The organism is Arthrobacter sp. 05T420 (assembly GCF_056396305.1).
Window position 1 is genome coordinate 53,631 of record NZ_JBFTLG010000022.1, and the last position, 13,648, is coordinate 67,278.

Annotated in this window: 11 protein-coding genes; 8 read left to right on the plus strand and 3 right to left on the minus strand. The window is 62.0% G+C overall.

Going from position 1 to position 13,648, the window contains the following annotated elements; translation table 11 throughout:
- Window positions 1-3: 3 nt before the first annotated feature.
- Window positions 4-1,263 carry a glycosyltransferase family 4 protein gene (locus AC1DEM_RS19240; RefSeq protein ID WP_476885887.1) on the plus strand — a complete coding sequence of 420 codons (1,260 nt, stop codon included), beginning with the start codon at window positions 4-6 and terminating at the stop codon, window positions 1,261-1,263.
- Entirely contained in the window at window positions 1,263-1,865 is a 603-nt protein-coding gene (locus AC1DEM_RS19245; protein WP_476885888.1) for an LbetaH domain-containing protein, read from the plus strand. Before AC1DEM_RS19240 ends, AC1DEM_RS19245 begins: the two co-directional genes overlap by 1 nt.
- A 14-nt stretch (window positions 1,866-1,879) precedes the next feature.
- Here the strand turns inward: AC1DEM_RS19245 and AC1DEM_RS19250 are convergent, their stop codons facing one another.
- Complete coding sequence (locus tag AC1DEM_RS19250) at window positions 1,880-2,662, minus strand: SGNH/GDSL hydrolase family protein (protein WP_476885889.1); 783 nt, start codon at window positions 2,660-2,662, stop codon at window positions 1,880-1,882.
- Between the two features lie 41 nt (window positions 2,663-2,703).
- On the opposite strand from AC1DEM_RS19250, the gene AC1DEM_RS19255 reads away from it, so the two are divergent.
- Genes AC1DEM_RS19255 through AC1DEM_RS19275 form a run of 5 tightly spaced genes read left to right on the plus strand, consistent with a single transcriptional unit; the run spans window position 2,704 to window position 8,152 of the window.
- A complete protein-coding gene (locus tag AC1DEM_RS19255; RefSeq protein WP_476885890.1) occupies window positions 2,704-3,552 on the plus strand; it encodes a glycosyltransferase family 2 protein in 849 nt (282 codons plus the stop codon).
- Window positions 3,545-4,699: a glycosyltransferase family 4 protein gene (locus tag AC1DEM_RS19260; RefSeq protein ID WP_476885891.1), complete on the plus strand. Its 1,155-nt coding sequence runs from the start codon at window positions 3,545-3,547 to the stop codon at window positions 4,697-4,699. Before AC1DEM_RS19255 ends, AC1DEM_RS19260 begins: the two co-directional genes overlap by 8 nt.
- Entirely contained in the window at window positions 4,683-6,122 is a 1,440-nt protein-coding gene (locus tag AC1DEM_RS19265; protein ID WP_476885892.1) for a hypothetical protein, read from the plus strand. Before AC1DEM_RS19260 ends, AC1DEM_RS19265 begins: the two co-directional genes overlap by 17 nt.
- Window positions 6,119-6,877 carry a CDP-alcohol phosphatidyltransferase family protein gene (locus AC1DEM_RS19270; RefSeq protein WP_476885893.1) on the plus strand — a complete coding sequence of 253 codons (759 nt, stop codon included), beginning with the start codon at window positions 6,119-6,121 and terminating at the stop codon, window positions 6,875-6,877. The genes AC1DEM_RS19265 and AC1DEM_RS19270 overlap by 4 nt, the downstream gene beginning before the upstream one ends.
- Entirely contained in the window at window positions 6,878-8,152 is a 1,275-nt protein-coding gene (locus AC1DEM_RS19275) for an MATE family efflux transporter (protein WP_476885894.1), read from the plus strand.
- Window positions 8,153-8,198: 46 nt separating this feature from the next.
- Here AC1DEM_RS19275 and AC1DEM_RS19280 read toward each other — a convergent pair whose 3' ends face one another.
- Window positions 8,199-9,677, minus strand: coding sequence for a glycerophosphodiester phosphodiesterase (locus AC1DEM_RS19280; RefSeq protein ID WP_476885895.1), 1,479 nt, complete (start codon window positions 9,675-9,677; stop codon window positions 8,199-8,201).
- 1 nt (window position 9,678) lies between these two features.
- Complete coding sequence (locus AC1DEM_RS19285; RefSeq protein WP_476885896.1) at window positions 9,679-10,131, minus strand: FAD synthase family protein; 453 nt, start codon at window positions 10,129-10,131, stop codon at window positions 9,679-9,681.
- Window positions 10,132-10,415: 284 nt separating this feature from the next.
- Between AC1DEM_RS19285 and AC1DEM_RS19290 the strand changes: the two genes are divergently transcribed.
- The gene (locus AC1DEM_RS19290) at window positions 10,416-13,493 is read left to right on the plus strand and encodes a CBM96 family carbohydrate-binding protein (protein WP_476885897.1); all 3,078 of its coding nucleotides are present in this window, start codon (window positions 10,416-10,418) and stop codon (window positions 13,491-13,493) included.
- Window positions 13,494-13,648 lie beyond the last annotated feature (155 nt).

Genomic DNA, 13,648 nt, shown 5'->3' on the forward strand with positions numbered 1-13,648 from the left:
TGAGTGCGCATCCACATTCACGACTTTGCCGGACACCCTTTCCAGGCAGAGTTGTCCCGGGAACTCGCGGCCCGGGGACACGACGTCGAGCACGCCTACGCGACCCAGTATGCGAGTGGCAAGGGAAAGCTGGAGCGTCTGGACGGTGACCCTGACTCATTGACCTTTCGCGGAATCACCGCGGCCAGGACCTTCGAAAAGTACTCGCCGTTGGGACGGGTGCGGTTCGAGAGGTCATTTGCCAAGGCGTGGGTCGGCCACCTCGAACAGGCACGCCCCGACTGCGTCGTGGCGTGCAACGTTCCGTTGTTCGTGTTGAACAAATTCAGTTCGACCATGGCGAAGTCGGGGCAGCCGTGGGTGTTGTGGCACCAAGACCTCTTTAGCAGCGCGATCGGAGAAGAGATCAGCAAGCGGTTGCCCGCAGCCGTCGGTCCGTCGGCGCAGCGATGGGTCACGAGGATGGAGAAGAAACTGGTCCGCAGCGCCAGCCAGGTCGTCGCGATCGGTGAAGAATTCCGCCGGGCCTACCGGCGCTGGGGCATCGATGTGCGCCACGTGTCTGTCATCCCGAATTGGGCGCCGATCGGCGAGATTGTCCCCCGCCCAAGGGAAAACGCGTGGGCACTCGCCCACCTCCCGCAGGACCGGGGGATACGTCTGCTTTATGCCGGAACGCTTGGCCGGAAGCACAACCCGGTGCTGTTGATTGACCTGCTGCGCGCCACTCTCGACAAGGGCATCGAGGCACGTCTCGTGGTCGCCTCGGAGGGAGAGGGGATTGAGGCCGTGCGGGAGATCGCGGAGCGGCAACCAGAACTGCCAATCACTCTGCTGCCGTTCCAGCCTGCCGCTGAACTGCCTGACATGCTCGGCTCGGCAGATGTGCTCCTTACTCTCCTTGAACCGGGGGCATCAAGGTTTTCGATACCCAGCAAAGTGCTCTCGTCCCTGGCAGCCGGCCGACCCGTCCTGGGACTCATGCCACGGGACAATCCTGCCGCTCTGGACATCCAAGCGGTGGGAGGGTACGTGGGCCAACCGGACGCACAGGGTGTGAAGGGCGCCGCCGAATGGCTGCACAAGATGGCACAGTCCCCGGCGTCGTTGGTGTTGGCCGGAGGGCGCAGCCGTCAGCTCGCCGTGGAGCGGTTTGGGATCGGTCCGATCGCTACCCGATTCGAAGAAGTGCTGGCCATGGCGGTTGCCGGCGGAGTTCCAGCACCACATGAGGCCGCGCAGACGGCAGAGGCGGTATTTTGATGCTTGCTCCAACTCCTGGCTCCGGAACAGAGCGGCAAACACCGGTCATTGATCTGGCCATGGCGCCCGGCGCCGGTGAAGCGTGGGACAAACCCCGGACGACTGTCTACTTGTGGGGGGTATGCGAACTGCTGTTCGTGAGCAACCCCTGGCAGATAAGTTCACGGCTCAGGGTCGCCGCGCTCCGGGCTTTTGGCGCCGAGATCGGTCCGGGTGTCACATTCCGGCCCCGGACCCGCGTCAAGTTTCCGTGGAAGCTCCACATCGGGGCCGGCTGCTGGATTGGCGAAGGAGTTTGGTTTCACAACCAGGACGATGTCTACGTTGGCTCCAACGTGGTGATTTCGCAGGAGTGCTTCATCACCACGGGAAGCCACCGGGCCCGCAGCGACATGGGTCTGATCACCAGCCCGGTCCATATAGACGACGGCGCCTGGGTAACGACGCGGTGCATGGTGCTAGGCGGAGCTCACATCGGCCGGTCAGCTATGGTGGAGCCGCTCACCGTAGTCCGCGGGGAAATTCCGCCGAACGCTGTCTTTGGCCGGTCGCCTGGCCCCGCAGTGATCCGGGAGCGGTTCCGGGACAACGATGTCCCGTGATGGCACAATGCAGCCTAGGGGGTAGCCATGGTGGCCAGGGTCTTAGAAATCAATCCATACATCTTGCCTGCGAGGTACTGATGGCCGGCGTCGGTCGGGTGGACGCCGTCGGCTCCTATGAGCTTGGCATCGGCGCCGAAAAACCAGCGGTCGCTCAACGGGTTGACGAACTGAATGCCGGCGGCGGACGCTGCGCCGGCGATCGCCTTGCTGTCGCTGCTGATGAAGTCGGGCACCTTTTCGTCGACCCAGGCCGGCCCGACCACGATCACCTTTGCCCGGGGCGCCCGCTCGTGGATCTTTGTGTAGAGATCCGTGGCCGCTGCCGCCATGGTGGCAGGGTTCTGCTTACCGTCATTTCTGCTCCCGAAGACGAGAACCAGGTCTGCCGTCGAGCGCAAACTAGCGGTGGCGGCTTCGGCGAACGTGACTTTCTCAGTGCCCCTGACGATGTATCCGGCGCCCGGATGGCCGATCACGTTCATATCGATCGGATGAGACTCGTCGTAAAAGCGCGTCCCGACAATCTTTGTCCAATTGGCTGCCCCGTAGCCGCCTTGGTCGGAGCCAACAACGTAGGAGTCGCCGATGATGTCGACGTTGGGAACCGCTGCCCGGCTCGGTTGCGGCGTGCTGGCAGCAAGGCCCGGAGACGGTCCGATCCCACTCTCACGCGTGGTCAGCGCCAGGACGGCAATGAGGACCGCCACCACAAGAAGAAGGCCAAACCCCAGTTCCGTCGCATGACGGAACGGGAAGGATGATCTGGTCCGGCTCGTTCGCTTCAGAAAATCCATTCGCAAAGACTATCGGCAAACCACTCCTGAGGGGGAAGTGAATGCAGAAAATACCAGCCACGATTCTGATTCAAACGAAGAATGAAGAGGCGAGCATCCAGAAGTGCGTGGCGGCGTTGGGAGACTTTGACGAAATCATCGTGGTCGATTCAAACAGCACCGATCGGACCGCGGAACTCGCCACGGCAAGCGGCGCGACCGTCATCAACTTCACCTGGAACGGGGAATATCCGCAGAAGAAGCAGTGGCAGCTCGAGCATGTGCCGACCCGTAACCCGTGGATCCTGTTCCTTGACGCAGACGAATATCCGAGCCGGGAGCTGGTCGAGGAAATCGCCGCGATCGTCTCAGATCCGCTGGAACGCCGGGTGGCCTTCGATATACCCATCTCGTATCACTTCGCCGGCAAGGTCCTCAAACACGGGCACCGGGTGGTCAAACGTTCGCTGTTGAAGCGGGGCTTTAACCACTACGAGGACACTGGTTTGTTGAAACTCCCGGTGATGACCGAGCTGGAGGTGCACTACCAGCCGGAGGCGAGGGGCGGTGTGGGCCGCACAGAGGGGCTCCTGGCACACCACGATCTTGACCCGGTGCGCACCTGGTTCGACAGGCACAACAGATACTCGGACTGGGAAGCCTATATCCATGCTGACCCGGCCATGAGGCGCACGGTGCGCTCGTCGAAAAGCCTGCAAGGGCAGCGTTTTGACGTCGTGCCGTTCAAGCCACTCGCCTTCTGGGTCTACAGCTACGTCGTCCGGCGCGGCTTCCTGGACGGACGAGCCGGCCTGGACTACTCCGTCGCCCTGGCCACGTACTACTGGCAGATAGGCCTGAAGACTCGCGAACTTAGGCGAAACGGCTGGCGGCTGGCAGACCATGCCTGAAAAACACGCATCGGTCAGGGCGCCCCTACGAGTCCTGCAGATCGGAGGCCTCGCCGGCCCGGGAGCCGTCGCGGGCGGGGTTTGGGCCGTCGCGCGCATGCAGAGTGCCGCGTTGGTGCGCCGCGGCGCCGCTGTTGAACTGGTTGGGGGCTGGCTCGGGACTCTGCCGGCTACCCGACCGGAACCACACGAAAGAATCTTTCCTGTCCGCCGGCCCTTTCGGGGCGCCCGCCTCAGGGGCCTGATAGGGGTCGGTCTTGTCAAACACGTCTGGGACCGCAGCCGCCGGGTAGACGTCGTCCAGCTTCACCTTTGCCGCGACTTCATCACGACCTCCAGCGCCCTCATACTTCGCAGTGCTGCGATTCCGGTCATCGCGCAGGCCCACGGCATGCTCGCAGCTCCGAGCTCCCGCGGGCTGCGTCTGTTCGATTCACTGATCTTCCGGCGCGCCATGCAGACGCCGAAATTGTGGCTGACTTTGACGGAGGCCGAGGAAAAAAACCTTGAGTCTCTCGGCGTGCCAAGGACCATGATGCGCAGGGTCGTGAACGCCACTGCCGACCCCGGCACGGCCTGGGAAGACCCGCAGACCAGCACTTTCCTTTTTGTTTCGCGGCTTGCGCCACGGAAGCAGCCCACAGTGTTCGTTGAGGCGGCAATTGCCTTCCTGCGGGAGGGAAAAGAGGCCCGCTTCGTGGTTGCGGGACCGGATCAGGGCGAACTGGCGGCCGTGCGCTCCTTGATCGATGCTTCAGGGTTCCAGGATCGGTTCGATCTTCCGGGGGAGCTGACGGAACCGGAGGTCTTAGACGCGTTGTCGCGGGCGACAGCCGTCGTTTTGCCGGCCCGCCACGAGCCTTATCCCATGGTGATTATCCAGGCGGCGGCTGTGGGGACGCCCATCATCCTGACATCGGAATGCGGACTCGCCTCGCCCTTGCGGAAGGCCGCCGCGGCGATTATTGCCGAGCCCACGCCTGAAGCGTTCCACGCCGCCATGGTCGCAGTGGCGGCCGACCAGGACCTGCGGTACCGGCTGAGTGCGCGAGCCCGGGAGCTGCACCTGGGTCTATGGTCCGCTGAGTCCCTGGCTGAGAGTCTCCTGGGATTGTATGAGGAGGCGATCGATGCTGTCCGGGACTGACTTCCGACGCTCGGTTCGTTTCCCCGGCGAGGCAAAGCCCGGAATCGGGCCGGGACTGTCGATCCTGGCTTTTCTGTGTTTTGCGGTCGCAATACCCCTCATCCTCCGCTCGACGTCGGAAGCCTCCTACAGCGATACCGACTTCCTCATCCGATATTCGGCACTGCTCTATTCCGCCTTCCGCATGAGCCTCATTTTGTGGAAGAACCAGGTGCGACCTGTAGCCGGCGTCTTCTGGATGTTCGTCTATATCTGTCTGGGCGTGGTGCCGCTGGCTCAATTGTCCACAGGCGCGTCGACGATCCTGGCAGTCCAGGTCGATGACGCAACTTTGTACTCGACGACCGCTGTCACTCTTCTGGGTTGCATCAGCTTCGATCTGGCGTACCACCTGAGACTTGTCCGGGACTGGGGGGGCCCGCAAGTGCGCACGTTGCGGAGTATGGAAACCCTGCGGATCTTTGCGACGGTCGCGATCCTGGGCGGGTTGGTTTACGTGGCGCAGGTCGGCGGAATCGGCGTGTTCTTTGCCAGCCGGCAGGAGGCGAGCCAAGCCCTCGACCAGGTGAGCCCCGACAGTGGCCAGGCTGCCCGGGCGATCGTCTCTGCCTTCGGTTCTGTAACTTGCCTGGTGGCACTCATTTTCTACATCCACGTAATCCGGACGCTCCGAAGTTCTCTTAACCTTCTGGACGCTGGGTTGGTGCTCGGGTTGGTGGTGCTCAACGTCGTCGTCAACAACCCGATCTCCAACTCCCGGTATTGGACGCTGGCGGTGCTTTTCGGCTTGATCATGCCGCTCATCGGGCCACGTAAATCCCTCTTCAACTTCGCGATCGTCGGTGGGGTTGTGGCGGCGATCTTCCTTTTTCCGTTAAGCGACATCACCCGCCGAACAGCGGGGACCGGCGTCATGCTCCAGACGGACTCTGTATGGCAAATGATTTCGACCAAGGACTACGACCAGTTCAGTATGCTCGCGAATACCCTCGGGTTCACCCGGGACGAGGGGCTCACCTGGGGTTACCAGTTTCTTGGCGCCCTATTGTTTTGGGTGCCGCGCGTCATCTGGCCGACCAAGCCGCTCGATAGCGGTGTCGAAGTCGGTCAATGGATGAGCAGTGCCAACGTCAACCTGTCATCGCCGTTATGGGCCGAAGCATGGATAAATTTCGGAGCCGTCGGTGTGGTGGTCACCTTTGCCCTGCTGGGACTGCTGAGCAGAAGGCTCGACGCCGGCTTCCGGCCGGGTGCTTTGTCCGCCGGTTCGGTGGGCTATCTCGGCGTCTCCATCTTCTGCGGGTATATGTTCATCCTTCTGCGGGGCTCCCTCTTGCAGTCGATGGGCAGGCTGCTTATCCTCGGCCTGGCCATCGCGGTATTGAGCGTTGCCGTCAAACGAAAGCCTGGTGAAAGCAAATGACTACGGACAAGCTTGAGCGTTCGGGCACGGAAAGAGCCAGGTTTGCGCAATCCTTCAAGGAACTCAGCCAGGCGCAGAAGGGCAAGAAAGGGGTCCCCCTGTACTGTCTGTACGTCAACCGCCCCGCTGGCCGGATAGTCGCGGCCGCGCTCCGGAACACGCGATTCGGGCCGAACCATGTCACTGGTGCGGGCGCGCTGCTGACCTACGGGGCATTGCTGTGGCTTGCCTTCGGCGCAGGAACGGGAACAGCTTCCGCTCTGGTGGGATTAGTTCTCGCCGCCGGGTTCGTCCTCGACTCCGCAGACGGGCAGCTGGCAAGGCTTCAGGGGCGCAGCTCAAAATTGGGTGAGTGGCTTGACCATGTGCTGGACAGCGGTAGGATCGTCGTTCTGCACGGAGCCGTCTTCTGCTTCATCCTGCGCACCACTTCCGTTCCGGCCCTGGCGCTGGCCGTGCTGTGCGGGGTGTTCCTTTTCGCCAACTCCACAATTTTCTTCGCTGGCGCCCTCTTTGATCAACTCAATCGTCAGTCGGGCCCCCGCCCAGGCGGTCCCGACCACGCCGCCGCGAGCTCCTTAAAGCGATCAGTCCTCACGTTGCCTGTCGACTACGGCGTTACGTGCCTCGTGCTGATGACGGTGCCGTGGAGCGGGATGTTCCTGCCCTGCTACTTGGCCTTGGCGGTTTTTCATTGCATCTTTTGCGCCGCCTACATGGCGAAGTTCTCCCGTACGTTGGCAAGGATGGACTGAATGGCCCGTCTGAGCAGGTACGTTGCCTTTGGCGACCAAGCCGTATCGAGCATCTCGAACTTCGTAGCGGTGGCAATTACGGCAAATGTTGCGACCGCCGGCGAATTCGGTCAGTTTTCCTTGGCCTATGCCGGGTTGCTCCTCGTCCTCGGCGCGCAGCGTGCGCTCATCGGAGAGACATTACTGGTCAAGTACTCCGCCGCGGCCGCCTTAGAAGCCTCGGTGCGAAGGGGCGCTTTGGGTGCCACCGTACTGGTGGCGGCCGCAGCCCTCCCGCTACTGCTTGCAGGCGCCATCCTGGCTGACCAATCGTCCCGCCTCATTTGGCTCATCGTCGCCGCGAGCTTGCCCTTCGTGCTTCTTCAGGACACGCTAAGGTACCTGTTTATCTGCGAAGGCCGCCCATGGCAGGCGTTGTTGATAGACGCTGTTTGGGCCGTCTTGTCAATCGCGTCCATGGCGGCTGTCGCCTTGACTGCTGGAGCCGTGTGGGCCGTCGTCCTCTGCTGGGGCTGCGGCGCCGCTGCAGCGCTGGCCGTAGGGCTCATGCTGGACCGGGTGCTGCCTTCGCTGCGTGGCGGCAGGCGCTGGCTTAGCGTCAACCGCCACCCCGGGCTCCGTTATCTCGGCGAGTTTTCAGCGCTAAATGCCTCCAACTTCGTCGTCCTTTACCTCTTGGCGCTTCCACTGGGCGCTGCTGGCGTGGGTGCGCTTCGGGCCGCGCAATTGCTCTTCTCGCCCCTCAACACCGCGTTTTCCGCCATCAAGATGGCGGTCATTCCCGAACTCGTGCGTGCCAAAGGCGGTCCGGTTTTTCGAAAGCGTCTGATCGAAACGTTTGTTGTCGTAGCAGCCATGGCCGGCGTGTGGGGTACGGCCGTCATGCTGCTGCCGACCTCGATGGGCGCATTAGTGCTCGGCGCAACCTGGGAGTCTGCGTCCGGACTCCGGCTCCCGTACCTGGTGCAATACGTGGCAATGGTTCCCTACACCGTCCTACTGGCCTACTACAGGTCCGCGCAGGCGAACAAATTGTCGACTCTCATGCGCGCCACTCTGGCCATGCTGACGCTTGTGCTGCCGCTGGCCCTGGCGTATGCGGGCGGCACCGTTGCTTCGGCCTGGGCATTTGCGCTGGCGGTCGCGGTGGCAGCTGTCGTTGGGGGGATTGCCACTATTGTGTCGAGGTCCCGGTCCCGGTCCCAGGCGCAATCGGCGTCGGACGGGCCGGATCCGGTGGAAGTCGAACTTCGGCCGGCTGCTGATGCCCGGTGAGCGCTGGGAGTGACACGACGGCGCGTCCGGCGCGGGTCACTCCGGACTAGACGACCGAGACACTCCGGAACTGGACCGGAACCGGGGCAGGGTAGTCCTTGCAGAGGCTGATGTACCCCCCGCGATATTCCCGGTCCATTGCCTCTCCGGACCAGCCAGTGCCGTCCAGCCTGGAGAACCGGATGGAAGGCGGCGTCACGTCGATTTTGAAGCGCATCCATTCCCCGGGCTTTACCGGTGACGTCGTGATCGTCTGCAACCGTGTACCGGCGGGATTTCCGGGGTCGCGCCGGTACAAGACCAGCTCCCCCGTTGGCCGAATGATCAGGTGATACCCCCCGACGGTGCTTGGCACCAGCACCCGGTAGGCGGTGTCATCCTTTTGTCCGAATGCGATTCCGGCGTGCAGAAGTTCCGACGGGAGCTCCTGCGGCCAACACATTTCGAAGCTCAGGCTGTAGATCTCCTTCGTGACGGGACCCATCGATCCCAGCCGGTAGCTGAAATTCTGGTTCGTATCCAACACCACCGATGCAGATGCCGCGTCGATTACGGGTTGGGCGTCCCAGCCTTGGTCGGTAGTCCAAGGAAGATCGCCGGCGGCCCGTGTGCCGGTAGAGAATCTGTCGCGTGATTCCGCCATCGAAGTCGTCAGATAAGGGACATTGGAGCACATCAGGCCTTGAACGCCGAGGCGGCTCACGCGGTCGGCATCGGATCGGGTATGGATTTCCCAGCAAATTACAGGCTTGCCGTAGGCGACGACCTTCCTGACAGTCGCGTCATTGGCTGTGTAGTAGACGCCGAGATAATCGAATCTGGCGGCCAGTTCGTCTAAACGCGGGACAGTTTCTGGCATGAAGTAGCCCCAGGTCTTATAGCCGCGTTTGGTAGCTGCCGCAGTTTGAAGCGCGGTGGCCGGTTGTTTCCAGATGAAGTGTGCGGTGGAATCGGGGTAGCTGTCCATCAAGTCAAGAAGAGCTTTTGTATTCGTGCCCTGTTTGTCTTCGATGAAAATTACATGCGAAGCAGCGAATCGGTCGAGGACATCCCGCAACCTCGGAATGGGCTCAAGTGCCGTCGCCGGGCCAAGCCAGGCGCGGGCATCGACCCGAAGGTCGCTTAGCTCGGCAAAGGTCAATTCTGCGACCTTACTGTCTTTTCCGGTTACCCTGAGCGCACTTTGGTCATGATGGCAGACCAGTACGCCGTCACTGGTCGAGTTCACAGATATCTCGAGCGCCGGAACGCCGAGCTTCGCCGACTGTGAATACGCCTTCATTGTATGTTCCGGCCAGTTATCTCCTGAGCCGCGATGTGCAACGAAGAAACGATCCTGTTCGAATAGCGTGGCAATAGTGTGAACAGCAGGAGCTTCAACAATTGGAGGATCAGGCGTGCATCCGGTCAGAAAAAATCCCGCGGCTCCAAGGATTAGCGCATGGCGCCGGGAAAGCATCCCGTAATTGTCCGAATCTTTTTGTGCGCCGAAGGCTGATGGCCGCGACGTTCGATTTGCGCGCATTTCACGCCTTCAACGACTCGTTGTCCTCAAGACCGCTTTCCAGGAGGTTGAGGGCGCGTCGCAGTAGGGTGCTGGAAGTGTGGACCGTATAGGGAAAATACACTACATCCACGCCCAGTGCCTGCATGCCGGCTTCCAGACGGAGCCCTTTTTCTGTTCCGCGCCAATCATCGCCCTTGAAAATTACGTTGAAACCGACGGCGCGCCAGGCTTCCACTTTGTCCGGGTAGTTGTCTACCACCACTTCGTCGACAAGCCGTATGTTCCGGACGATCTCGAGGCGTTCATGCAGAGGCACGACAGGCGCCCTGTTTTTCATTTGCAGTGTCGACTCTGTGGAAGCCACTCCGGCAATCAGATAATCGCAGTGCAGTCGTGCATGTTTAAGTAGGTTCAGGTGCCCGACGTGGAAAAGGTCATAGACGCCGGATGCGTAGCCAATGCGAACAGTCATGACGAGCTCGATTCTTCACTGATGCCGAATAGGTGATAGGCACCAGCCGGCCGTCGAGGCGCAGGGCTGGTCCCCCCAATTCCATGCTGAGGGTGTTATCGCCTGGGGGAAAGGACTTTGGAGAGAAACGCGTGGGCGCACGGCTAAAGCAGGTAGCGGCCCCAGTAAGACAGGTAGAAGGGATGGAAATGCTAGTAGGAGCAACCGTTCCCGCCCCCGGTCTTTGCTGATTTGATCTTTGTAGTTTCAGCTCTGAAGCTCATAACTACGTACGGGGGAAATCCATGCGTCAAAAAATCCCAGCCGTCCTAGCGGGCATTGCTCTCGCGGTGGCGCCGTTAATTGCCACCAGCAGCCCCGCGCTCGCCCTCTCCCCGGGAGTCGCGTTTTCCGCCAACGACCTCCCGACCTGGCAGACAAACGGCGTTGCCTGGACCATGGCCCAGTCAAAGGGTGTGGTCTACGCCGGCGGAACCTTTACCCAGATCAGGCCCCCCGGCACCGCTGCCGGAAGCCCACAGTCAATGAATGCCGTGAACTTCGCAGCCTTCGACGCCTATACCGGCAATCCGACCTCTTGTGCCCTGTCCGTGACCGGCGGTACCGGGACAACCGTTCGTGCCTTGGCTGTAACGCCGGACGGTAGCCGCCTCTATGTGGGCGGCCTGTTCGGGGCCATCAACGGTGTCAATACCACCCGCATCGCTGCCATCAGGCTTCCTGACTGCACGGTGGACACGACTTTTAAGCCGGCTGTCGTCTCGGCAACGGTCCGAACAATCGCTGCAACCGATTCAGCCGTCTATTTCGGTGGTGACTTCCAATCCGTGGGGTCCGCGGCCCGCACCCGTTATGCGGCGATGGACCGAAACGGCGCGCTCCTTCCATGGGCGCCCGCTGTTGATGCGTCAGCCCGCGCCCTGGACGTTCCTGCCGGCCGCAATGTCGCCGTTCTCGGCGGCGATTTCGCGAACGTCAATGGTGTTGCATCCCAGTCGCTTGCGGTGGTCGATGCGACTACCGGTGCGAACGTAAGAACCTACGGCAGCTCCTTCATTTCCCGCACTTCGTTTACAAAGACAATTGTTGACGACGGCCAGAACTTCTACATCGGCAACGAGGGCACCGGCAGCGGCGTCTTCGATGGCCGGGCGCAATTTAGCCTCGACACGTTCGACCAGGTGTGGAGGGACACCTGCCTCGGAGCCACCCAGGCGGTGGACGTCTATGCCGGTGTTCTTTACGCCGCAAGCCACGAGCACGATTGCTCGTCCATGAACGAAATGGCAGACGGCGTTCGGCAGCACCTGACCGCGCAGCGCGTCGACACCCCGGCACCCCAGCTGGGGTGGAGCCCCGACACCAATGACGGCATCGGTGAAGGCATTGGCCCGCGGGCCATAGTCCACACGAACAAGGGCTCGGGCGACGTGCTGTGGGTCGCCGGCGAATTCACCACGACCAATGGCAAGGCCCAGCAGGGACTGACAAGGTTCGGCCCCGGCCCGGGAACGGTTGCACCCTCGGCGCCCAGTAACGTCTCTGCCGCAAGCCTGAGCACGGGTGAAAACCAGATCCGGTGGCGGGCCAGTCGGGATGACGACGATTCCGACCTGAGCTACAGCGTCTACCGGAACGGCTCGGCGACTGCGCTGGGTACGGTCAATGCCAGCTCGCTGTGGTGGTCGACCGGCCAGGTGTCCTTCACGGACAAGACAGCCGTACCCGGAACGCAGTACAGCTACCGAATCCGGGCGACAGATGGAACTAACACCAGCCCGCTCTCGGCGTCAGTTGCCGTCACAACGGCTAAGAGTAACGCTGCTTACCCCGCCGCCGTGCGTGGGGCTGGTGCTACCACGTACTGGCGCCTGGACGACGCCGGTCCCACAGTGGGGGCTGACAGCTCGTCTGGCAACAACCTGGCGCTCAGCTACGGTGGACCGGCATTCGCCGGTGACACCGGGGCCATCGCGAATGACTCCAGCCGGGCGACGACGTTCAACGGCACGAGTGCCTTGGCCTACGGACAAGTTCGTGCCAACGCTCCTAGCGTCTACAGCGCAGAAGCCTGGTTCAAGACGAACACGACCCGAGGCGGTAAAATTTTCGGCTTCGGCAATGGCCAGCCGAACCGGCACGGTACCAATCCCGGGCTCAGCGGAAATTACGATCGCCACCTCTACATGACCAACGCGGGCACGCTGATCTACGGGGTTTGGGTCAACGGAGCAAGGACCGTCACGACGGCGATTCCGTACAACGACAACGCTTGGCACCACGCGGTGGCGACCCAAGGCAGCGACGGCATGCGCCTCTATGTTGACGGAAGCCTGATCGGAGTGCTGCCGGACCAGACCACGGGGCAAGGCTACTGGGGTTCATGGAAGATTGGCGGAGACCAGCTGAACGCATGGCCGCTGCAGCCCTCAAGCAACTACTTTGCCGGGTCCATCGATGAATTCGCGGTATATCCGTCGGTGCTTTCTGCAGCGCAGGTCACCGATCACTTCAACATCGGTAAGGGAATCGGACAGCCGGTCCCCGACACCCAGGCTCCCGCGGCCGTGACAGGCGTCTCGGCCGCCGTCACCTCAAGTGACGTGGCGGTTTCCTGGAACGCGACCACCGATAATGTGGGTGTCACCGGCTACGAAGTCCATCGCTCCGCCACCAGCGGGTTCACACCTTCAGCCGCCACCCTCGCCGCAACCGTCGACGGAAGCACCCTCAACTGGACCGATGCCGGCCGCCCCGCGGGCACCGCCTACTATCAGGTGCTCGCCAAAGATGCGGCCGGCAATGTCAGCGGCCCGTCCAACGAAGCCTCCGCCACGGTGGTTCCGAAACCCCAGCCCGTCTCACTCACGCTGACTCCGACCGCCGACACCTATGTGAACGCGGGGGCGCCGGCTACCGCAACAGGGTCCTTCACGACCCTGGCCACCAGGGGTACGTCGGCATACATCACCTACATGAGATTCAACGCTTCCGCGCAGGTTCCTGCGGGCCAGCACCTCGTGTCGGCAACCTTGAAGTTCTCAACCACTGCGGATGCCTTTGCCGGGTCCGCCGATCCGCAGCAGACGGTGGCGATGGCCGGTGATTGGTCCGAGGCGACGACGACCTACAACAACCGTCCGCAAACCAACGGCGCCCTGCTGGGCACCCTCGCCGGTCCGACGGCACCCAACGCGTCGTACTCAATCCCACTTGACGCGGCCGCCGTCTCGGCAGCGCTCGCAGGCGACATCAACTTCTCGATGCAGAGCTCAGGAACTGACAACATGTGGTTCTTCTCGCGGGAAGCCGCTGTTGCCAAGCGTCCGGTTCTGGTCCTGAACTTCGAGCCGAACGCCTAGATCAGAACAACTCTCGAAAGAAAACATCCCATGTATAACGGTCTCTCGAAATCCCTGGGGTTGGTGCTTCTGGCGGCTGCGGTTCTCGCAGCCGCCGGTTGCACCTCACCGGGAAGTCCAAACTCCACTTCGGCGTCCGCCAACGCGGCCGCCCC

Coding starts and splice junctions, on each gene's coding strand:
- AC1DEM_RS19245 (WP_476885888.1), top strand. CDS start 1,263: ATGCTTGCTCCAACTCCTGGCTCCGGAACAGAGCGGCAAACACCGGTC.
- AC1DEM_RS19285 (WP_476885896.1), bottom strand. CDS start 10,131: ATGACTGTTCGCATTGGCTACGCATCCGGCGTCTATGACCTTTTCCAC.
- AC1DEM_RS19290 (WP_476885897.1), top strand. CDS start 10,416: ATGCGTCAAAAAATCCCAGCCGTCCTAGCGGGCATTGCTCTCGCGGTG.
- AC1DEM_RS19255 (WP_476885890.1), top strand. CDS start 2,704: ATGCAGAAAATACCAGCCACGATTCTGATTCAAACGAAGAATGAAGAG.
- AC1DEM_RS19265 (WP_476885892.1), top strand. CDS start 4,683: ATGCTGTCCGGGACTGACTTCCGACGCTCGGTTCGTTTCCCCGGCGAG.
- AC1DEM_RS19250 (WP_476885889.1), bottom strand. CDS start 2,662: ATGGATTTTCTGAAGCGAACGAGCCGGACCAGATCATCCTTCCCGTTC.
- AC1DEM_RS19260 (WP_476885891.1), top strand. CDS start 3,545: ATGCCTGAAAAACACGCATCGGTCAGGGCGCCCCTACGAGTCCTGCAG.
- AC1DEM_RS19280 (WP_476885895.1), bottom strand. CDS start 9,677: ATGCGCGCAAATCGAACGTCGCGGCCATCAGCCTTCGGCGCACAAAAA.
- AC1DEM_RS19270 (WP_476885893.1), top strand. CDS start 6,119: ATGACTACGGACAAGCTTGAGCGTTCGGGCACGGAAAGAGCCAGGTTT.
- AC1DEM_RS19275 (WP_476885894.1), top strand. CDS start 6,878: ATGGCCCGTCTGAGCAGGTACGTTGCCTTTGGCGACCAAGCCGTATCG.